The 20,310-nt window shown below is 36.5% G+C and carries 19 protein-coding genes and 1 other RNA gene; 9 read left to right on the top strand and 11 right to left on the bottom strand.

Annotated features, from left to right (window positions below):
• Nucleotides 1–87: 87 nt before the first annotated feature.
• Both BLQ00_RS14015 and BLQ00_RS14010 read right to left on the bottom strand, forming a co-directional pair.
• Nucleotides 88–789: a hypothetical protein gene (locus BLQ00_RS14015; RefSeq protein WP_093144942.1), complete on the bottom strand. Its 702-nt coding sequence runs from the start codon at nt 787–789 to the stop codon at nt 88–90.
• 22 nt (nt 790–811) lie between these two features.
• Nucleotides 812–1,015, bottom strand: coding sequence for a hypothetical protein (locus tag BLQ00_RS14010; RefSeq protein WP_093144941.1), 204 nt, complete (start codon nt 1,013–1,015; stop codon nt 812–814).
• 104 nt (nt 1,016–1,119) lie between these two features.
• Here BLQ00_RS14010 and pheT point away from each other — a divergent pair, with 104 nt between their 5' ends.
• Nucleotides 1,120–3,546, top strand: coding sequence for a phenylalanine--tRNA ligase subunit beta (gene pheT, locus BLQ00_RS14005; protein WP_093144940.1), 2,427 nt, complete (start codon nt 1,120–1,122; stop codon nt 3,544–3,546).
• A 73-nt stretch (nt 3,547–3,619) separates the two neighbouring features.
• Here pheT and BLQ00_RS14000 read toward each other — a convergent pair whose 3' ends face one another.
• Both BLQ00_RS14000 and BLQ00_RS13995 read right to left on the bottom strand, forming a co-directional pair.
• Nucleotides 3,620–4,207: a fasciclin domain-containing protein gene (locus BLQ00_RS14000; RefSeq protein WP_093144939.1), complete on the bottom strand. Its 588-nt coding sequence runs from the start codon at nt 4,205–4,207 to the stop codon at nt 3,620–3,622.
• Between the two features lie 103 nt (nt 4,208–4,310).
• On the bottom strand, nt 4,311–4,889 hold the full coding sequence (locus BLQ00_RS13995) for a fasciclin domain-containing protein (RefSeq protein ID WP_093144938.1): 579 nt from the start codon (nt 4,887–4,889) through the stop codon (nt 4,311–4,313).
• 266 nt (nt 4,890–5,155) lie between these two features.
• On the opposite strand from BLQ00_RS13995, the gene BLQ00_RS13990 reads away from it, so the two are divergent.
• Nucleotides 5,156–5,395 carry a hypothetical protein gene (locus tag BLQ00_RS13990; protein ID WP_093144937.1) on the top strand — a complete coding sequence of 80 codons (240 nt, stop codon included), beginning with the start codon at nt 5,156–5,158 and terminating at the stop codon, nt 5,393–5,395.
• A gap of 8 nt (nt 5,396–5,403) precedes the next feature.
• Here BLQ00_RS13990 and BLQ00_RS13985 read toward each other — a convergent pair whose 3' ends face one another.
• The gene (locus BLQ00_RS13985) at nt 5,404–7,020 is read right to left on the bottom strand and encodes an ABC-F family ATP-binding cassette domain-containing protein (RefSeq protein ID WP_093145086.1); all 1,617 of its coding nucleotides are present in this window, start codon (nt 7,018–7,020) and stop codon (nt 5,404–5,406) included.
• A gap of 150 nt (nt 7,021–7,170) precedes the next feature.
• Between BLQ00_RS13985 and BLQ00_RS13980 the strand changes: the two genes are divergently transcribed.
• On the top strand, nt 7,171–8,577 hold the full coding sequence (locus tag BLQ00_RS13980; RefSeq protein ID WP_139149424.1) for a TlpA family protein disulfide reductase: 1,407 nt from the start codon (nt 7,171–7,173) through the stop codon (nt 8,575–8,577).
• A 35-nt stretch (nt 8,578–8,612) separates the two neighbouring features.
• On the opposite strand, the gene fsa is transcribed toward BLQ00_RS13980, so the two are convergent.
• The 3 genes from fsa to ffs form a co-directional block, all read right to left on the bottom strand.
• Entirely contained in the window at nt 8,613–9,266 is a 654-nt protein-coding gene (gene fsa, locus BLQ00_RS13975; RefSeq protein ID WP_093144935.1) for a fructose-6-phosphate aldolase, read from the bottom strand.
• 141 nt (nt 9,267–9,407) lie between these two features.
• Nucleotides 9,408–10,217 carry an SDR family oxidoreductase gene (locus tag BLQ00_RS13970; protein WP_093144934.1) on the bottom strand — a complete coding sequence of 270 codons (810 nt, stop codon included), beginning with the start codon at nt 10,215–10,217 and terminating at the stop codon, nt 9,408–9,410.
• A 160-nt stretch (nt 10,218–10,377) separates the two neighbouring features.
• Nucleotides 10,378–10,476: signal recognition particle sRNA small type (gene ffs / locus BLQ00_RS13965), an RNA gene on the bottom strand.
• A gap of 87 nt (nt 10,477–10,563) precedes the next feature.
• Between ffs and BLQ00_RS13960 the strand changes: the two genes are divergently transcribed.
• The 3 genes from BLQ00_RS13960 (at nt 10,564) to BLQ00_RS13950 (ending at nt 14,569) form a co-directional block, all read left to right on the top strand.
• A complete protein-coding gene (locus BLQ00_RS13960) occupies nt 10,564–11,619 on the top strand; it encodes a glutaminyl-peptide cyclotransferase (protein ID WP_093144933.1) in 1,056 nt (351 codons plus the stop codon).
• Nucleotides 11,620–11,736: 117 nt separating this feature from the next.
• On the top strand, nt 11,737–12,861 hold the full coding sequence (locus tag BLQ00_RS17820; RefSeq protein ID WP_229792656.1) for a carboxypeptidase-like regulatory domain-containing protein: 1,125 nt from the start codon (nt 11,737–11,739) through the stop codon (nt 12,859–12,861).
• 139 nt (nt 12,862–13,000) lie between these two features.
• Nucleotides 13,001–14,569 (top strand): hypothetical protein, encoded by a 1,569-nt coding sequence (locus BLQ00_RS13950; RefSeq protein ID WP_093144932.1) that lies wholly within the window; start codon nt 13,001–13,003, stop codon nt 14,567–14,569.
• Here the strand turns inward: BLQ00_RS13950 and BLQ00_RS13945 are convergent.
• Nucleotides 14,566–15,069, bottom strand: a complete 504-nt coding sequence (locus BLQ00_RS13945) for a GNAT family N-acetyltransferase (RefSeq protein WP_093144931.1) — start codon at nt 15,067–15,069, stop codon at nt 14,566–14,568. The genes BLQ00_RS13950 and BLQ00_RS13945 overlap by 4 nt on opposite strands.
• Before the next feature lie 131 nt (nt 15,070–15,200).
• Entirely contained in the window at nt 15,201–16,475 is a 1,275-nt protein-coding gene (gene glyA, locus BLQ00_RS13940; RefSeq protein WP_093145084.1) for a serine hydroxymethyltransferase, read from the bottom strand.
• A 109-nt stretch (nt 16,476–16,584) separates the two neighbouring features.
• Between glyA and fahA the strand changes: the two genes are divergently transcribed.
• The 3 genes from fahA to BLQ00_RS13925 are packed head-to-tail and all read left to right on the top strand — an operon-like array spanning nt 16,585 to nt 19,779.
• Nucleotides 16,585–17,865: a fumarylacetoacetase gene (fahA, locus tag BLQ00_RS13935; protein ID WP_093144930.1), complete on the top strand. Its 1,281-nt coding sequence runs from the start codon at nt 16,585–16,587 to the stop codon at nt 17,863–17,865.
• 51 nt (nt 17,866–17,916) lie between these two features.
• A complete protein-coding gene (locus BLQ00_RS13930) occupies nt 17,917–19,101 on the top strand; it encodes a hypothetical protein (protein ID WP_093144929.1) in 1,185 nt (394 codons plus the stop codon).
• 15 nt (nt 19,102–19,116) lie between these two features.
• On the top strand, nt 19,117–19,779 hold the full coding sequence (locus BLQ00_RS13925) for a DNA alkylation repair protein (RefSeq protein ID WP_093144928.1): 663 nt from the start codon (nt 19,117–19,119) through the stop codon (nt 19,777–19,779).
• Nucleotides 19,780–19,784: 5 nt separating this feature from the next.
• On the opposite strand, the gene ytxJ is transcribed toward BLQ00_RS13925, so the two are convergent.
• Nucleotides 19,785–20,177 carry a bacillithiol system redox-active protein YtxJ gene (gene ytxJ, locus BLQ00_RS13920; protein WP_093144927.1) on the bottom strand — a complete coding sequence of 131 codons (393 nt, stop codon included), beginning with the start codon at nt 20,175–20,177 and terminating at the stop codon, nt 19,785–19,787.
• Nucleotides 20,178–20,310 lie beyond the last annotated feature (133 nt).

Here is a 20,310-nt window from a genome sequence, read left to right as displayed (position 1 = left end):
TGTTTGTGAGTTAATCGTAAAAAGAAAGAAATCATTACAAAAAAGAACCGTTTTTGCAACAAGCTCTTTTTGAGAATTGTAGAATTATTATTGCTCTTCGTACAGATTTATAATTTTATTCTTTTGTGATCTTAATGCTAGCTTGCTATTTTTTACGTTTGCTTCGTAGTTTGCCAAACGCGCTTTTGCTTTTTCTACAATGGCTTTTTTAGAAACGATTGCTTCTTCAGAAAGAGATCCTGCGTCAATTTGATCTTGCAGCTTTTTTTCAGCAATAGAAATACGAGTTCTACTTTCAGCAATATACGCATCATTCGTCGTCATTTCAATTTCCTTCAACTCTAACATTTGTTTTGCTTCGGAAGCTCTTGCTTGTCCTAACGAATTACCTTTTAACTCGGAAGCTTTAACAGAATTATTTCGTGTTGCTTTATTTGTTTTTTTTGAAGGAGCTTTAATTTCTGCAGCTTCTTGTCTCGCACTAGATTTCACTTTTGAAGCTTCCGCTTCTTTCTGAAGTTTTGCCTTTTTTGCTTCTTCTTTCACTTCCTCCTTAGCCCTTTTAGCTGCTGCCTTCAGTTCTTCTTTCTCTAGCTTTGTATATTTCTTTTCAACCTTTTTGGTTGCTTTCAAGCTCTTATCATCTTTCACACTTTTTACCGTTTCCTTTACAGTCTCTTTTACTTTTTGAGTTTGCGTCTCGGTTCCTTGTGTAGCTTCTTTTATAGAAGATTGTCCAAAACTGATACTCGTTACGACTAAAGCTACTGCTATACTATATTTTTTCATAAGATTAAATTTAGTGTTTCTATTAAATACTATCCAACTCTTGTAAAGCTGCGTCTAATTCATTTTCGTTTTCTTTTAAGCTTTCATTTATTTTTTCAACTTCCGCTTCAACAGCTTCAATTTGCTCTAATACAGCTTTTGTTTCCGCATCTTCCTTTTTTGTATCTCTACAAGATGCCAAAAGAACAACTGCAAACACTATTCCTATTTTCAAAAATATCTTCATTAAAACCTCTTTTTTATATTACTATTTAAAATTACAAATTATAAGCCAATGTTTGAATGCTAACTTCAATATTTTATCTTTGTACGCATAAATAATACTAGTACATGAAGATTTCTTACAACTGGCTGAAACAATTTGTTAATATTGATTGGGACGCCCATAAAACAGGAGAATTATTAACCGATTTAGGCCTTGAAGTTGAAGGGATTGAATCATTCTCGTCTGTTCTTGGAGGATTAGAAGGCATTGTTGTGGGACATGTACTTTCGTGCGAACAACACGGTAACGCCGATCGATTAAAAGTAACCCAAGTAGACATTGGAACTGGAACTCCCATTCAAATTGTTTGTGGTGCTCCAAATGTTGCCAAAGGACAAAAAGTACCTGTTGCAACAGTAGGAACTACTTTGTACGATGCCGAAGGAAAACCTTGGCAAATTAAAAAAGGTAAAATAAGAGGAGAAGTGAGCGAAGGAATGATTTGCGCCGAAGACGAATTGGGTCTCGGTAAAAGTCATGACGGCATTATGGTGTTAGACGAAACTTTAACTCCAGGTACGTTGGCTTCAACCATCATGGACGTTGAAAACGATGAAGTTTTTGAAATTGGATTAACTCCCAATAGAGCCGATGCGATGAGTCATTGGGGAGTTGCACGTGATTTACGTGCAGGTCTTTTGCAACACAACGTAGCCATCGAACTAATTACACCTTCTACAAGTAATTTCAATATTGAGAATAGAACCTTAAAAATAGATGTTGAAGTAGAAGACACGACATTAGCACCTCGTTATTGCGGTGTTACGATTAGTAATGTAAAAGTAGCCGAGTCGCCTACTTGGATTCAAAATAGATTGAAAGCCATTGGCCTTGCTCCTATTAATAATATTGTAGATTGCACCAATTATGTGCTTCACGAATTAGGACAACCACTACACGCGTTTGATGCTTCAAAAATTTCAGACAATACCATACACGTCAAAACATTACCTACAGGAACTAAATTTGTAACCTTAGATGGTGTTGAACGTGAATTACACGAAGATGATTTGATGATCTGTGATGTTGAAAAACCATTGTGTATTGCAGGAGTTTTTGGAGGTTTACACAGTGGCGTTTCTGAAAACACGACAACAATCTTTTTAGAAAGTGCTTATTTTAATCCTGTAAGTGTTCGTAAAACTGCGAAAAGACACGGTTTAAATACAGATGCTTCGTTCCGTTTTGAACGCGGTATCGATCCAAATGCAACTGAGTATGCTTTAAGGCGTGCTGCAATGCTTATTACAAGTATCGCGGGCGGAATTATAACAAGTGAAGTAACAGACAAGTATCCTAAGAAAATAGAAGATCACCAAAGTTTTTTAACTTACGAAAAAGCAGCATCATTGATTGGTGAGGAAATTCCGAAGGAAAAAATCAAACAGATTCTTACTTCGTTAGAGATTAAAGTAAACAACGTTACTGAAACCGGAATTGGAATGACCATCCCCGCTTACAGAAACGATGTAACTAGAGAGGCAGATGTAATCGAAGAAATTTTAAGGGTATATGGATATAACAACATCAACTTTACTCAAAAACTAAACGCTTCTATTGCGACAACCCATAAAATAGAAAATTATCAAGTACAGCAAAAAATAGGAGCGCAATTGGCAGCGCTTGGTTTCCACGAAATACTTTGTAATTCGTTAACCACTGCAAAGTACATTGAACTTTCAGATAGCTTAAAGGAAGAACACAACATAACAATGCTGAACCCTTTAAGTCAGGACTTAGCAACGATGCGTCAATCAATGTTGTTTGGCGGTTTAGAATCCTTAGCGTACAATAACAATAGAAAAATAAGCAATGTTAAGTTGTTTGAATTTGGTAAAACATACCACAATTACCCTAACGAGCGCGTGGAGAAAAACCACCTTACGTTAATCATTTCAGGAGATAAAACGGATCATAACTGGGCAACTCCCTCGACTAAAAGTGATTTTTTCTACGGAAAGTCAATCGTTATTGCACTATTAGAACGTCTAGGAATCACGAACTTTACTGAAAAAGCAATCCAAAACGACCTCTTTTCTGAAGGAATAACCATAGTGAGCAACAAACAAACTCTGGTTGATTTCGGTATTGTAAAAAAGAACATTACAAATCACTTTTCAGTTGCAGCTGAAACGCTTTACGCAGATTTTGATTGGGATGCTATTTTGGCTAAGATTCCGACGGAAGACCGTCAGTTTAAAGCCATCCCTAAATTCCCTAAAGTAAAACGTGATTTTGCATTATTATTGGATGATTCAGTTACATTTGAAGCGTTACAAAAAGCAGCACTTCAAACTGAAAACCATCTTTTAAAAGACGTTTCCTTATTCGATGTATACACAGGAAGTTCACTTCCGAAGGGGAAAAAATCGTATGCGTTAAGTTTCACCATTCAAGATGAAAAAAAGACGCTTACCGACAAACAGATTGATAAAATTATGAATAAACTACAACAGAAATTCGAAAAGGATTTTGGAGCTAGTTTGAGGTAATTACAACCTTTATAAAAACAAAAAAGCGTTGGTTTTACACCAATGCTTTTTTTATGAATACAAACGAATGAAACTACATCTTATCATTTGGCAATAAAACCGTATCAATTACGTGAATCACACCGTTTGACTGGTTTACATCTGCAATTGTCACCCAAGCAGCGCCTCCTTTTTCATCCATCAACTTCACTTTTTTCCCTTTAAGAGTTGCCGTTAGCGTACCCCCACTTACAGTTTTAAAAGTTGCTTTTCCATTTCCTTTTTTAATGGCTGCTACAATCGCAGCCGCCTTCATATCACCAGCAACTACATGATAGGTAAGAATACCTTGTAGCATTTTCTTGTTCTCTGGTTTTACTAAGGTTTCTACAGTTCCTTTGAGTAATTTATCGAAAGCAGCATTAGTAGGCGCAAATACCGTAAAAGGCCCCTCTCCTTGCAATACATCTACTAATTCGGCTGCTTTTACTGCCGCTACAAGCGTGGTGTGATCTTTAGAGTTTACTGCGTTCTCAACAATGTTTTTACTAGGATACATAGCTGCTCCCCCTACCATTACTGTTTTTTCTTTTTTTATCATGCCGTCTTGTGCGAATGAAGATGTTCCTACAAATAAGGTTACTGATAATGCAAGTACTGATAAAATGTTTGATCGTTTCATAATTTTCTTTTTTTTTGTTGTTATTAATTACGACCATATAAACGAAATGCGGAGAAGTCCGGTTTTAGACTTCTCCGCATTTAATACTTATTTAACGTTTGTACTATTCTGGACGAACTGGAAATACCAGGCCATTCATAATATGAAAAAAACCATTTTTATGATAGAAATCAAATGCTGTTACCGTAGCAATATTTCGCTCTCCGTCGTATAAAATAACAGAACCATCCTTCATCCTAGCTCCTACTCGTTCTCCAGCTAATGTTGAAAAATAAGCGGTTCCTCTATTCTTCTCAATAGCCGTAATGAGAGAATTATAATCCAACCTACCTGGAATAGCTACAAACTGAATAAGTTTCGACAATCGTTTTGAATTGCCTAATAACTCCTTTTTATGTTTATTAGGTAACGCTTCAAAAGCTTCATCTGTAGGTAAAAATACAGTCACCATTTCTTCGGAAGCCAATAAATTAGTGATTGCTTTATCTTTTAAAATTTCATTCAAAATAGAAAAAGAAGGAATCCCTTTAATATTGTCACTTATGGTCTTTTTAGAAGAGAAGGTAGTCTCATTCCATTTTGTAGTTACTTCAGAATCAGATTTTGAAGCATATTTTTGAGCAGTTGCTGTTGAAAAAACAACACTCAAAAGGACTAATGTTACGATATTTTTTAAATGCATTCTTTTAAATTTTTATAGTGTAAATGTAATTAAATAGCAAAACATATACCAACAACACGCTACAATTTGAAAAGTATTCTTTGAAAACTCAAAATGTTAAATAGTTGCCCACCTAAAGACTACGCTGTAATTTTAAAATATAAATAATACACGTATGTTTCCGAAGTCATAAATTGAAGCATGTATTGTTAGAACAAATACAAAACGTATGCAAGAAGATAATAGTATTGTAAGCTATTTTCTGAAACTTAAAAAAATAAATTATTATGAGTAATAACGAAGAAACAACACGAATTTATACAGGACCTACCATGCTTGCAAAAGGATTGGTGGCACGCTTGAATGAACTAGGAATCACTCCTATTGAGCGTAACGACAATGAAAGTAGTGTTCAGGCTGGATTTTCGTACGGTATTGCAGGACAGAGCATGCTGTTTATCAGAAAAGATGAAATGGCAATCGCCGAAGAGACAATTGCCACATATCTAAAAGAAATTAACGAGTAAGAGTACGCTTATGCGTACATCTTAGCTCGTAATTCTTTAATCTTTTTATCGCTCATATACTCATCAAAAGTCATGTAACGATCAATAACACCACTTGGTGTTAATTCAATAATTCTATTAGCAACTGTTTGTGCAAATTCGTGATCATGAGTTGTAAATAGCACTGTTCCTTTAAAGTTTTTAAGCGAATTATTAAACGCTGTAATCGACTCTAAATCTAGGTGATTGGTAGGCTCGTCTAACATCAATACGTTGGCACGCATCATCATCATTCTACTTAACATACAACGTACTTTTTCTCCTCCAGATAGGACGTTACATTTTTTAAGTGCTTCTTCTCCGCTAAAAATCATTTTCCCTAGGAATCCACGAATGTGAACTTCTTCACGTTCTTCTTCCGTTTTAGCCCATTGACGTAACCAATCTACTAGGTTATTATCACTTTCAAAAAAGTGGTGATTATCTAACGGCAAATAACTTTGATTGGTTGTTACTCCCCACTGAAACTCTCCACTATCTGCTTTCATATTATTATTCAGAATTTCATAAAAAGCAGTTGCTGCTCTCGAATCTTTTGAATAAATAACAACCTTGTCTCCTTTAGCTAAGTTAATATCTACATTCTTGAATAAAACTTCACCGTCTATAGATGCTGAAAGGTTTTCTACGTTTAATATTTGATCTCCTGCTTCTCGTTCTCTTTCAAAAATAATAGCTGGATAACGACGACTAGAAGGTCTAATGTCTGAAACGTTTAATTTATCGATCATCTTCTTTCTACTGGTTGCTTGTTTTGACTTCGCAACGTTGGCAGAGAAACGTCTAATAAACTCTTCCAACTCCTTCTTCTTCTCTTCTGCTTTTTTATTTTGCTGTGCTTTTTGACGCGCAGCTAATTGGCTACTTTCGTACCAGAAGGTATAACTTCCGCTGTAGTGATTAATTTTCCCAAAGTCGATATCACTAATGTGAGTACACACGGAATCTAAAAAGTGCCTATCGTGCGATACTACAATTACACACTTATCGTAATTGGCTAGGAAGTGCTCTAACCAAGTAATTGTTTCGTAATCTAAGTCGTTGGTAGGCTCATCCATAATAAGCACATCAGGATTTCCAAACAATGCTTGTGCTAATAACACACGTACTTTTTGTTTTCCATCTAGATCGCCCATTAACGTAAAGTGAAGACTTTCATCAATCCCTAAGTTAGATAATAATGCCGCAGCATCACTATCGGCATTCCAACCATTCATTTCCTCAAAAGCTACTTGTAACTCCCCTATTTTCTCAGCGTTAGCATCTGTATAATCTTCGTATAACTTATCGATTTCAGTTTTAATTGCAAATAAATCCTTATTTCCTTGAACTACGGTTTCTAGTACCATAAATTCATCACAGGCGTTGTGATCTTGCTCTAAAACTGACATACGCTTTCCTGGCTCTAAATGAACGTGACCAGAAGTAGGCTCTTGCTTTCCAGAGATTATTTTTAGAAATGTTGATTTCCCAGCACCATTGGCACCAATAATCCCGTAGCAATTCCCTTGAACGAATTGTGTATTTACTTCATCGAACAAAATACGTTTACCAAACTGAACTGATAAATTTGAAACTGATAGCATATCTTTGTATAGTTTTATTAAATTTTGCGCAAAAGTAGCCAATTATGCCTGATTGAAGAAACATTAACTTTTATAAAATTCCTTTTAACGAGGAATTAACAAGTAGTTGCATGTAAGAAGGCTAAATTTGTTGAATAAACCCAGTTGCTTTTGTATAAAAAACTACTTCCACTACTTTTTTGTATTCCATTTTTATCCTGTAATAATGCTAAAGATAATTTAGCAGAGAATACATGGATAGGCGGACAAGTTGTAAACCCTAAGTTAGACTATGTTGTCATTTTAAAGGACAGAGTCCCCATAGATACCATTCAACTTGACAAAAAAAATCACTTCCTTATCAACCCAAGTTGTATTAAGTCTGGACTGTATTCTTTCAAACACAATGAATACCAACTAATTTATTTAGAACCAGGAGACAGTTTAATGTTGCGCGTAAACACGGTAGATTTTGATGAATCGCTAGCGTTTACAGGAAAAGGTGCCGAAAGAAATAATTTGTTAATGGAGCTTTTTTTGTATCATGAAAAGGAATTACGTTTAATTCCTTCGTATTACAATCTTTCTCCAAATGCCTTTCAGAAAAAAATAGATTCCCTGAAAGACAATAGAAAAAAACTTTACGACGAATTTATTGCTAAAAATCCACTTGAAGGGGAAGGCTTTAAAGAAGTAGCACTTTCTAATTTCACGTATTCTGACTATACTAAAAAGGAACTTTATACTATCGCAAATAAAGGAGAACTTGAAGTAGCCAAAAAAGAAGGCTTTCCGAAAGATTTTTACAACTATCGTGATCAATTAGATTTTGGTAACGAAAACCTGCGTTTTTACTACGCGTACTACCTCTTTTTTAATAATTACTTCGACAACTTAGCCTTTTTAAAATATGCCGAAAAAGAAGACTTTAATAAAAGAATATACCTGCATGCTTATAATAAAGTAAAAATCATTGATAGTCTTATTACAAACGATACACTTAAAAACAACTTACTTCGAAGAAACGTTTACCATTACATCTTAGACAGTAAGGATGATGATAAAAAAGCGGAAGTGTTTAATTTCTTCTTGGCGAAAAACACGAATCCTCAGCATAAAAATGCAATGACGAAACTATACAATGCTTCGTTAGCACTTTCTCCAGGCAAAAAAATTCCGAACCTCTTTTTATTAAATACAGACAATACTGTAAAAGACATTCACAGTATCTTAAAAAAGCCTAGTGTTATTTATTTTTGGTCATCACAATCTATAAAACACTTTAAAAATACACATATTAAAGCTGCCGAATTAAGATCGAAATACCCTGAATACGATTTCATCGGAATTAACACCGACTCTCATTTCAAGAAGTGGCGTACTGTTGTAACCAAATCTGGATACGACACTGCGACCGAATATCAATTTGATAATATTGATGAAGCTGAGAACAAGTTAATGTTAAATGCTGCCAGTAAAACCTTTATAGTAGAAAAAGACGGAACTATTTTAGACAGAACCTTAAGCTTGTTTAGTTCAAATATGGAAGCGCAACTACTTGGTTATTTAAACCGGTAATTGCGCTTTTGCAGTACTCTAATTTTACAATTAGATTAATTCCCTTTGTTATAATCTTCTAGAAACTTCGCCAATCCAATATCGGTAAGGGGGTGCTTTAGCAATCCTTCAATAGACGACAAAGGTCCTGTCATCACATCTGCACCAATTTTAGCACATTCTATAACGTGCATCGTGTGACGCACAGAAGCCGCTAAAATCTGAGTTTCAAATCCGTAGTTATCATAAATTAAACGAATTTCAGCAATAAGATTTAATCCATCTGTAGAAATATCGTCTAGTCTTCCAATAAACGGAGACATATACGTTGCTCCCGCTTTTGCTGCTAAAAGTGCTTGTCCTGCTGAGAACACCAATGTACAGTTGGTACGGATTCCGTGATCGCTAAAATATTTAATCGCTTTAATTCCGTCCTTAATCATCGGAATTTTTACAACAATCTGGTCGTGAAGCTCTGCTAACTCTTCTCCTTCTTTTATCATTCCTTCATAATCGGTAGCAATTACTTCCGCAGAAACATCACCATCCACTATGTTACAAATAGCCACGTAGTGCTTCAGTATATTATTTCGCCCTGTAATTCCTTCTTTCGCCATTAGCGAAGGGTTTGTAGTTACGCCGTCTAAAACACCAAGGTCTTGGGCTTCACGGATTTGATCTAAATTGGCGGTATCGATAAAGAATTTCATAGGTTTAATATATTTTGATTGGTTTAAAAGTACAAAGAAATGTTACTGTTTGTACTAGAAACAAAAATAAGCACTAAAAACAAGTTTAAGAATAGTTGTTCTTTATTTTTCTGTTACTGAAATACTTTCGCTTTAATACAGCTACTTCAACTTATAATGATTTAAAAGCATACGCTCATACAGTTTATCGGGCAACACTCTTTTTAAAACAATTGAGAATTTCTGAAGCGGCGCTCCTACCTTATAATGTATGCGAGGTCGTGGTGCTTCAATAATTTCGAGTACTACTTTTGCCATTTTTGTTGGATCTTCTCCTATAGCTACGTGCTCATTCATCATCGCTAGCGTCTTTCCGTAGGCATCTTTATAGGGTGAACCTTCTAAAACAGGTGCATGGTATCTTCCCGCAACAATATTCGTTGCAAAATCACCAGGCGCTATATTGGTCATCTGAATTCCAAATTGTTTGGTCTCCATTCGAAAGGCTTCCGTGGTAATTTCAAGAGCAGCTTTGGTTGCCGAATAGATACCGCGATATGGCAATCCCATATATCCCGCAATTGAGGTAATATTTAATATTTTTCCGCCTCCTTGATTTCGCATGTGAGGCAACACTGCCTTCATCACTAAAATAGGTCCGAAAAAGTTGGTGTTAAAAGCGTGTTCAATTTCTTTAGTAGGTGTCTCCTCAATTGGTCCCGTAATTCCTACACCAGCGTTGTTTACCAAAACATCAATGCGTCCTTCTTTTTTAATTACTTCGGAAACTGCTGCGGTAATGGTTTCTGGAAGGGTAACATCGAGTGCTACTAAAGGAAAATTTGAGGTAGAAGGTTTTTTTGAAGGATTTCGACTCGTACCATAAACGATAAAGCCTCTTTCTGAAAGGAAATCGCCTATTGCTTTCCCAATTCCTGAAGAACCTCCTGTAATAAATACAACTTTTGACATAAATAGGTATTAAACCGCAAAGATGCAGCTACGTGCGTACATTTCCAAACAGTAGCTTAAAATAAAGAAAGGATTTCTAATTATTAGAAGAATAAACCGAATAAATAGATTGAAGGAGCCGTTGGAAGTGTTTCTTTTTTACGAAACATTAGGGCATAAAAAATGGCAAGCTACCTACATCACACTGCTACGACCGTTTACCCTTGCTGCGTTCCCGCCCTGGGGGATTCAACAGGAGCTAGTTGTGTAGGACTTGCCGCTGCAAAGATAAAGCATTTTGGATATTTAACAAGGATTTTTAGTTATCAATTATAATAAATACCTTTCGGAAAAAATTTGAGTTACAATGAAAATGTATAAATTATTAATAGTTACTGCGTTAGTCCTTTTAATGGGTAGTTGCGGCAATAGCACAAAACTAGGAAAAGACCTTTTTTCTATTACGATTAAGGAAAATAAGAAGAATTACACCCCTTCCGACAAGCTTTCTGTAGCACTATCAAATCAAAAAAATATGACGATTGACTCTGTTGCGTATTATTTAGATACGGAAAGAGTTGGTGCTTCTGAAAAAAACCAAGAAACTCACATTTCTTTAGAAAATAAAAAGCTAGGAAATCGTTCTATTATCGCAAAAATATTTGCCGAAGGTACGAGTTACGACGTGACGCACAAGATCACTATTTTAGCTGCAACAAAACCTACCTTATATACCTATAAAATTATTGAAACCTATCCGCACGATATTCATGCGTATACGCAAGGATTAGAATTTAATGGAGATACTTTGTATGAAAGTACCGGACAATACAAACATTCGTCTTTACGCAAAACAGACTACCGAACGGGTGAAGTTCTTAAAAAAGTTGACTTGGCCGATGCGTATTTTGGAGAAGGACTTACTATTTTGAATGATAAAATTTACCAACTTACATGGCAAGAGAAAACGGGCTTTATCTACAACCTTTCCGACTTTAAAAAAACGGGGACTTTTGTCTACGGAAAAAGTAAAGAAGGCTGGGGATTGTGCAACAACGGAGAACACATTTATAAAAGTGATGGAACCGAAAAAATCTGGACGTTAAATCCTGAAACCCTTGCAGAAGAGTCGTATATCGAATTATATACCAACACTAGTAAAATTCCGAAGGTAAACGAATTGGAATGGGTGAACGGAAAAATCTATGCAAATATTTATCAAAGAGATGCCATTGCAATTGTAGACCCTGCAAGCGGTGCTGTTGAAGGTGTGATCGATTTAAGTGATTTAAAAAACCAAGTTACACAACACGATAAGTTAGACGTACTAAACGGAATTGCATATCACGGAGAGGAAGACGTATTATTTATTACTGGAAAAAATTGGGACAAATTATTCAAAATTGAAGTGATTCAGAAATAATCCGCATCACACACGATTCAAAAAGGATCGTTCCCTAACCAAAAACAGCTGTTCCCTCAACGGCTGTTTTTTTTTGGTCTTTTTTTTGAGTGCTTTGGTATATCAAAACCATCGAACATGAAAAAAGCAATTACCATCCGTATTCCAGAACCTTGTCACGAAGGCTGGGAAAAAATGACACAAACTGAAAAAGGAAAGTTTTGTAAAGTATGTACCAAAGAGGTGATCGACTTTACGAATAAGACGGACGAAGATTTGGTTAAAATAGCTACTAGCGGTACAAACTTATGTGGCCGTTTTAAAACGACTCAACTCGATCGTGAGCTAAAACTAGAGCGCAAGTCGAGTACAAACTTTACTTCGTATGCTGCTTCTTTATTACTTCCGCTATCACTGTTAGGGTCGGTGGCTTCAGTAAATTCAGCAACTACAACTTCAGAAAAAAATTACACCTCCTTGGGTATTGGCAGCTACAGCACTCCAAATAGAGCGATTGTAACCATCACTGGAAACGTATCTTCTTCCGAAGGAATTCCGCTAAACAATGTATTGATTACAGCTCAAGAAACAGGCAAAACAACGTACACCGATAAAGATGGTAACTACAGCATCACCACCATCGACAATCAAATCCTTGTGTTTCATATTAATGGTTTTTTCGATGCGTCCGTTCAAATGAAAGGCACTGCTTCTAAAAAAGATGTTGTTCTATTTACTTCGGAACTAAAAACCACTGTGATGGGCAAAATTGCACCTCCACCTATTGAAGAAAAAATAGAAATTGTAGAAGAAAAAGCTTCCGAAGAAATTACCATAAAAGGAACTGTAACCGACAATGAAGGACAACCACTTCCAGGCGCAAATGTGATTGTGAAAGGAACAAGCACGGGCACTCAAACCGATTTTGACGGAAATTACACCTTAAATACGACACCAAACACAGTATTATCTTTCAGTTATATCGGATTTGAAACAAAAGAAATCACCCTTTCTACGATTTCAAATACGATTTCGGTACAGTTAGAAGCTTCTTATGATTCAATGTTAGGGGAAGTTGTTGTCACCTCAGGAATAATTGCTATAGACCATGACTGGGAACCTCAACTGTCTCCAGAAGAGCTTCAGCAGAAAAAAGAAGCGCAAAAACAAGCGTATAAAAACGAACTAGAATTCAAGAAGATTCAAAAGGCTCGAAAAAAAGCAGCACGACAACAAAAACGAGCACAGAAAAAAATTAAGTAGGGCGCAACGGGAAATCTCATGGGAGAGGGAAAAGAAGTGAGGTTTCCCAGTCGTTCTTATTTAATTTCTACACAGAATCTTTTCGTTTCAACAATAATAAGCTTCATAAAAAGTTATATTTTTACTGAAAATTATTTAGATGAAGTATTTATACGGAGTGGCCATTTTAGCGTGCCTTGTTTTATGGAGTTCTTGCCGAAACGATTTTGAAACAGTTGCAAGCACAGGAAGTCTCGAATTTTCGAGAGACACCGTTTATTTAGACACCGTATTTACCAATATTGGCTCTAGTACTTACAACCTAAAAGTATACAACCGTAGTAGTGATGACATCCACATCCCTAGCCTACGCTTATCACAAGGACAATCGTCTAACTATCGTCTAAACGTAGACGGTATTCCTGGAAAAGAATTTACCGATGTGCAAGTTCTTGCCAAAGACAGTATTTTTATTTTTGTGGAAACAACCCTAGACATCAACAATCTTCCCGGAAGTGGCAACGACTTTTTATATACCGATCAAATTGAATTTTCTGGCGGCGGAAGCGAACAAAAAGTAGAATTAGTCACTTTGGTTAAAGACGCTGTATTTTTATACCCTGCCGATTTAGGAAATAATATGTATGAAACATTAACGCTTGGTGAAGGGGAAGATGCTTATGAAATTGAAGGGTTCTTCTTAGACGATACGGAATTAAATTTCACCAACGAAAAACCATATGTTATATATGGATATGCGGCAGTTGGTTCTGGAAAAACACTAAGCATCGATCCTGGCGCACGAATTCATTTTCATGAAAGTAGTGGAATATTAGTCGCTAACAACGGTTCGATTCAAGCGAACGGACTTCCAAGTGCTGATCCTGATGCGTTAGAAAATGAAATTATTTTTGAAAGTGACCGATTAGAACCTGACTTTTCAGAAATCCCAGGACAATGGGGAACTTTATGGCTTACCAACGGAAGCACCAACAATAGCTTTAAACATACAACCATTAAAAATGCTGTCGTAGGTATTTTAATGGAAGGAAACGATGGCAACCCAACTACAGAAACACTTCGTCTTGAAGATGTACAGATTTACAACAACTCTAATGTTGGCTTATTATCGAGAAACGGCACTATTTACGGCGAAAACGTAGTAATTAATAATAGCGGTCAGTCGTCACTAACTTGCTCTTTAGGGGGTTCGTACGAATTTAACCACTGTACCTTCGGAAATTACTGGACCAGTAGTTTTAGAAGCTTTCCTGCAGTTCAAATTGACAACTTTTTCCCTATTAGCGAAACTGAAGTTGCAGTAGCCGATTTAATAAAAGCAGATTTTACCAACTGTATTATCTACGGAAATGAGCCGCGTGAATTAGGATTGGCACGTGTAGAAGATCCTACCTATTTATTTAATTTTAATTTCACAAACAGTCTGATTCGTTTTGAAGACCCGAACGGCGATTTTGAAGACGATCCGTTATACAACTTTAGCAATACTGATTTTTACACCTCCTCTATTTTAAACGCAGACCCTGCATTTTTAGACACAACAGTAAACAACCTCAACATTGAAACAGGAGTTTCTGCGGCCGATGGTATTGGTAATTTAAATGCGGCAAATCAAGTTCCTGTAGATTTGAATGGAACCAACCGTGGTTCTGGATCTGCGACCCCTCCAGATGCAGGTGCGTATGAAAGTGTGGAAGTTCCTGATTAATTAGAAAATAAATACAGCTCTTCGTCATCCCCTTCAAGGGTAACGAGACCACTTTGTTTTAAGCCAATTTTTTCTAATAGTGCTATAGAACTCTTATTGTATTTTGCTGTTATTGCCTGTATGGTTGCAATATTCAATGTATGAAGCGCATAGTTTAAAACAGCACTTGCTGCTTCAAAAGCATATCCTTTTTTAGCATATTTAGAAAACATCGCAAATCCAATATCAGGATGTGGCAATGCGTCACGCTTATACAAACCACAAGAACCTAATACAGCTCCGTCTTCTTTTCGAACCATCATATAGGCGCCAAATCCATGGATTTCATAACTTTTTAAATAGCTTTCTTGAATGTAAGTTTCTGCTTCTTCCACAGAGTTAATTCCACGATCTCCAATAAATTTATGCCATTCGGGCGTATTTACCAGCTCATAAATAACGGGCGCATCCTCTAATGTCATTTCTCGGATGTGAAGTCGTTCAGTTGTAATTATTGACATAATAGTGCTTTTGGATAAAATTACACATTTTCTCTTTTGAATAAAACCAAAAGAATGCACAAACAAAAAAACCTTCAGTTTATAGCTGAAGGTTTTTTTGAAAGTCTCGCCTGCGCTCGACCAGAAATGTATTACATCTGAAACAAAGGTAAGCCAGACATCATATCGTGAACTTGACCTGAGATAGCTTCTAGTTTCGCGTCGTCTTCAAAGTTTGTAATTGCAGCATCAATTAAATCTACAATTTTAGGCATATCGCTTTCTTTTAAACCACGAGTAGTAACTGCAGCAGTTCCAATTCTAATTCCGCTCGTTACAAATGGAGATTTATCGTCAAACGGAACCATGTTTTTGTTTACTGTGATTTCAGCTTTTCCTAAAGCTTCTTCAGCTTGTTTTCCACTTAAATTTTTATTTCTAAGATCGATAAGCATCATGTGATTGTCGGTTCCTCCTGAAATAATATGATATCCTTTTTCAACAAAAGCCTCTGCCATAACAGCAGCGTTCTTTTTCACCTGAATCATATAATGTAAGAATTCATCGGTAAGTGCTTCCCCAAAAGCAATCGCTTTCGCTGCAATAATATGTTCTAACGGTCCACCTTGATTTCCAGGGAAAATTCCGCTGTCTAATAAAGAAGACATTTTACGAAGGTTTCCGTTTTTTAATTTTATACCAAATGGATTGTCAAAATCTTTCCCCATTAAAATCATTCCTCCACGAGGTCCGCGAAGCGTTTTATGGGTTGTTGTACTTACTATATGACAATGCGGAATAGGATCGCTAATAATTCCTTTCGCGATTAATCCTGCGGGATGCGCGATATCTGCAAAAAGGATGGCTCCTACTTTATCTGCAATCTCTCTAAAACGCTTGTAATCTAATTCTCTAGAATAGGCTGAAGCACCTGCAAGAATCATTTTAGGTTTTTCACGAAGTGCTATTTCTTCAATTTTATCGTAGTCTAGCATTCCAGTAGCTTCTTCTACACCATAAAATACGGGATTGTACAGTTTCCCTGAGAAGTTCACAGGAGACCCGTGTGTAAGGTGTCCGCCATGAGACAAATCAAACCCTAAAAAGGTGTCGCCAGGCTTCAAACAAGCCGCAAATACAGCTGTATTCGCTTGAGAACCACTATGCGGTTGTACGTTTGCATATTCAGCACCAAACAATGCTTTTGCCCTATCAATCGCAATTTGTTCTACTTCATCTACCACTTCGCAGCCTCCGTAATACCTTTTTCCTGGGTATCCTTCCGCATATTTATTGGTTAAAACAGATCCTGCAGCTTCCATTACCTGATCACTTACAAAGTTTTCAGAAGCAATCAGCTCTAGTCCATTTAATTGTCGTTGTTTTTCGGCCTCTATTAATTCAAAAATTTGTTCGTCGCGTGCTATCATATTTCAATAAAAGTTAAATAATGCCAAAAATAGTAAAAGCATTCGGTTACTATTACGAAAATTATATATTTGATACAGATTTTACAAACACTTAAAAAAATATATCATGCCGCTAACAGCTAATGAACCGAATAGACAAACTTGGATTGAGACTTCAGCTACTACGGATTTCCCTATACAAAACATTCCGTTTGGAGTTTTTTTAACCCGAGATGACATTATTACCATCGGAACACGAATTGGAGACACTGCTATCGATTTAGGAGCATTACACCAATTAGGATATTTTGAAGGTATCGAATTAACAGACGATATCTTTTTACAAGACTCATTAAACGACTTTATAAGTGACGGTCAAAAAACATGGCGTTTGGTTCGAAATAGAATTTCGGACATTTTCTTAAAAGACAACCCTGCACTTAGAGATAATGCCGAACATAAAAGCAAAATTTTGTTTAGATTAGATGAAATTGAAATGCAAATGCCTGTCGAAGTAGGTGATTACACCGACTTTTACGCAAGTAAAGAGCACGCTACCAATGTAGGTTCTTTATTTAGAGATCCTGAAAATGCATTGCTTCCAAACTGGCTTCGTATTCCTATTGGTTACCACGGAAGAAGTTCTTCTATTGTTCCATCTGGGACTCCAATTAGAAGACCTATCGGACAAACCAAACCAGGAGACGATGGTGTTCCAGGATTTGGACCTTCAAAATTATTAGATTTTGAATTGGAAATGGCGTTTATTACAACCGATGCGAATCACTTAGGAAAACGAATTTCAGTAAAAGATGCTAAAGATTATATCTTCGGATTGGTATTGTTTAACGATTGGAGCGCACGTGACATTCAAGCGTGGGAATATGTTCCTCTTGGGCCATTCTTAGGAAAAAACTTTGCTTCAACTATTTCACCTTGGATTGTAACGTTAGATGCACTTGAAGCATTTAGAGTAGAAGGACCAAAACAAGATCCTGCTCCCCTTCCCTATTTAAAACAGGAAGGAAAAAAGAATTTCGATATAAAAATGCAAGTTGCCATTCAGCCAGAAAACGGTGAAGAAACAGTAGTTGCAACGTCCAATTTCAAATACATGTATTGGTCAATGGCGCAACAATTTGCACACCATACCGTAAACGGATGTAATGTGCGTTCTGGAGATATGATGGGTAGCGGAACTATTTCCGGACCTACCAAAGACCAATACGGTTCGATGCTTGAATTAACATGGAGGGGTCAAAACCCAATCAAACTTAAAGACGGTAGCGAACGTAAATTCATTAATGACAACGATACTGTTATTATGAATGCACATTGTGAAAAAGACGGGTTAAGAATCGGCTTTGGGGAATGTAGCGGAAAAGTACTTCCTGCTTTACCATTGTAGATTTGGCACCACAATTGTATCTTACAGCCGCATAACCAAATATGTTTCTGTATGAGAGCACCCTTATTACTACTTCTTTTTACGCTATTACTCAGTAGTTGTAATAGCGTAAAGAGAAATCAGAAATTTCTAGCCAAAGGAAATTACGACCAATCTATTTCATTGGCTGTAAAAAAGCTTCAGAAAGACAAAGCTTCAGAAAAAAATGACGCACACATTGCGTTACTAGAAGAGGCCTTCAAAAAAGCAGTCGAAGCAGACACTCGAAAAATTGCTTTTCTGAAGAAAGAAGACAATCCTGCGACCATACGCGAACGTTACTACTTATACAACGATTTGAATAACCGACAAGAACTTATTCGTCCGTTATTACCACTTTATAGTCAGTCATTAAATCGAAATGCCTCCTTCAAATTAGTCGATTACAACAACGCAATCGTAACCGCTAAAAAAGATTTTCTTGCTTATTTATACGAAGAAGCTTCCGCCTATATGAATAGGCAAACGATAGACGACTACCGAACTGCTTATAATATTTATTGCGAAATTGACGAGTTACAATCCAACTACAGAGACGTTCCTACTTTAAAAGAAGATGCTCATTTTTACGGAACTGATTTCGTTTTTGTAACATTAAATAATCGCAGCGGACAATTAATTCCGTTTCGTTTAGAGCGTGAATTGCTTGACTTCAACACCTATGGATTAGACGATTTTTGGACGCAGTATCACAGCGAACGTCAACAAGACGTACCGTATAATCTTGGAATCGCACTTAATTTCAGAAACATTGCTATTGCTCCTGAACGAGTTGCCACAAGAGACTTCACAAGAACACAAGAGATTAAAACAGGCTCGAAATACAAACGCAATCGCGCAGGTGAAATCATTAACGACGAAGACGGAAACCCTATAAAAATAGACACTTACGAAACTGCTACTGCTGTTGTTACAATTACCGAACAAACAAAATCTGTACTCGTTTCTGGCGATGTAAGTTATAGAGATCTTGAAAGCAGAAGAGACTTAAACAGCTATCCGTTGTCAAGTGAATTTATTTTTGAAAATGATTATGCCTCCTATCGTGGAGACAAGAGAGCCTTAACAGACAACGATCTTTTATTACTTAACAATCGGTACGTTCCATTCCCTAGCAATGAACAAATGGTTTTTGATGCAGGCGAAGACATTAAAATACGCTTAAAAGATATTTTGAAGCAACACACCATAAGATAGTAAATCTTTAAGCGAATGACTTTTATTGAAGCGTTGGAAATTGAATTTATAAGTAACGTCGACACTAACATTGCGTCACAACAAAAAGCATATCTACGGAATCAATTTGAGCATTTTGGATTGAAAACGCCTATTAGAAGAGAACTACAAAAACCATTTTTAGTAAAAGAGTTCCTTCCCGCTAAGTCGGAAGCTGAAGTAATTATCAAAGCCCTTTGGAACAAACCCCAACGAGAGTTTCATTATTTTGCCCAAGAACTTGCCTTTAAATACACCAAACAACTAGCAAAAGAAGACATCGCACTTTTTGAGTTTATGGTCACCCACAAATCGTGGTGGGATACAGTCGATTTTATTGCGACGAAACTAATCGGAAACTACTTCAAAAAATTTCCCGAAAAACGCCAGTTTTATGTCGAAAAATGGCTTGCTTCAAACAACATTTGGTTGCAACGATCGGCGGTTATCTTTCAGCTTAAACACAAAGAAGAAATTGACACAGCGTTACTATTACTAAGTATACATGCCTTGCTTGATTCTAACGAGTTCTTCATTAACAAAGCCATTGGTTGGATGCTTAGAGAGTACAGTCGGACAAATCCAGAATGGGTACTAAACGTTGTAAATACCACAAAGTTAAATCCGCTAAGTAGAAAAGAAGCGCTTAAACTTCTATAATAGCATTATACAAATTCGGCAAGCTTGCGTGCGTTAATTGCACTATGGGAAGCGTGATATACAGAAACGCCATTTTTAATGACAAGTAATTGCGGACTCTCATGCAGCACTTGAAATGTAATTCCAACTTCGCTAGAAATATCACGAAACGAAAGTAAATCGAGGTAATACAATTGTAATTGTTCGTCGGTTAAATCGTATTCACTCTCAAATTGTTTGATTACCATACGGCTAATTCCGCAACGTGTAGAATGTTTAAAAATCGCTACAGGCTTGCCCTTAGACACTTCAATAATCTCTTTCAGCTGCTCCATAGACACCAATCGACGCCAAGGAATATTCTTTTCTTCTTTCTCTTCGGAAGGATTTTTAGACCCAAATAAACCAAACAAACTCATACGCTATTTTTTTACAAAGTTACACAATCCCTTTAAGTTCTTCGGAAGAATATATCTTTCCGAAGAAAGCTTCAACCGTCAAATTGTCTTGCGAAATCACACAATAACACGTCATTATGTCCGAAAACAACTG

The organism is Ulvibacter litoralis, assembly GCF_900102055.1.
Lineage (GTDB): Bacteria > Bacteroidota > Bacteroidia > Flavobacteriales > Flavobacteriaceae > Ulvibacter > Ulvibacter litoralis.
Note: the sequence above shows the minus strand (reverse complement) of the source record. Positions and strands in the feature narration are given on the sequence as shown.

Excerpts from the sequence above, each read along its gene's own strand:
- BLQ00_RS13995 (WP_093144938.1), bottom strand. The coding sequence starts at position 4,889 with ATGCATTTAAAAAATATCGTAACATTAGTCCTTTTGAGTGTTGTTTTT.
- BLQ00_RS13945 (WP_093144931.1), bottom strand. The coding sequence starts at position 15,069 with ATGTCAATAATTACAACTGAACGACTTCACATCCGAGAAATGACATTA.
- BLQ00_RS14000 (WP_093144939.1), bottom strand. The coding sequence starts at position 4,207 with ATGAAACGATCAAACATTTTATCAGTACTTGCATTATCAGTAACCTTA.
- BLQ00_RS13960 (WP_093144933.1), top strand. The coding sequence starts at position 10,564 with ATGAAAATGTATAAATTATTAATAGTTACTGCGTTAGTCCTTTTAATG.
- BLQ00_RS13970 (WP_093144934.1), bottom strand. The coding sequence starts at position 10,217 with ATGTCAAAAGTTGTATTTATTACAGGAGGTTCTTCAGGAATTGGGAAA.
- BLQ00_RS13950 (WP_093144932.1), top strand. The coding sequence starts at position 13,001 with ATGAAGTATTTATACGGAGTGGCCATTTTAGCGTGCCTTGTTTTATGG.
- BLQ00_RS13990 (WP_093144937.1), top strand. The coding sequence starts at position 5,156 with ATGAGTAATAACGAAGAAACAACACGAATTTATACAGGACCTACCATG.
- pheT (WP_093144940.1), top strand. The coding sequence starts at position 1,120 with ATGAAGATTTCTTACAACTGGCTGAAACAATTTGTTAATATTGATTGG.
- BLQ00_RS17820 (WP_229792656.1), top strand. The coding sequence starts at position 11,737 with ATGAAAAAAGCAATTACCATCCGTATTCCAGAACCTTGTCACGAAGGC.
- BLQ00_RS13985 (WP_093145086.1), bottom strand. The coding sequence starts at position 7,020 with ATGCTATCAGTTTCAAATTTATCAGTTCAGTTTGGTAAACGTATTTTG.
- fahA (WP_093144930.1), top strand. The coding sequence starts at position 16,585 with ATGCCGCTAACAGCTAATGAACCGAATAGACAAACTTGGATTGAGACT.
- fsa (WP_093144935.1), bottom strand. The coding sequence starts at position 9,266 with ATGAAATTCTTTATCGATACCGCCAATTTAGATCAAATCCGTGAAGCC.
- BLQ00_RS14010 (WP_093144941.1), bottom strand. The coding sequence starts at position 1,015 with ATGAAGATATTTTTGAAAATAGGAATAGTGTTTGCAGTTGTTCTTTTG.
- BLQ00_RS14015 (WP_093144942.1), bottom strand. The coding sequence starts at position 789 with ATGAAAAAATATAGTATAGCAGTAGCTTTAGTCGTAACGAGTATCAGT.
- BLQ00_RS13925 (WP_093144928.1), top strand. The coding sequence starts at position 19,117 with ATGACTTTTATTGAAGCGTTGGAAATTGAATTTATAAGTAACGTCGAC.
- ytxJ (WP_093144927.1), bottom strand. The coding sequence starts at position 20,177 with ATGAGTTTGTTTGGTTTATTTGGGTCTAAAAATCCTTCCGAAGAGAAA.
- BLQ00_RS13930 (WP_093144929.1), top strand. The coding sequence starts at position 17,917 with ATGAGAGCACCCTTATTACTACTTCTTTTTACGCTATTACTCAGTAGT.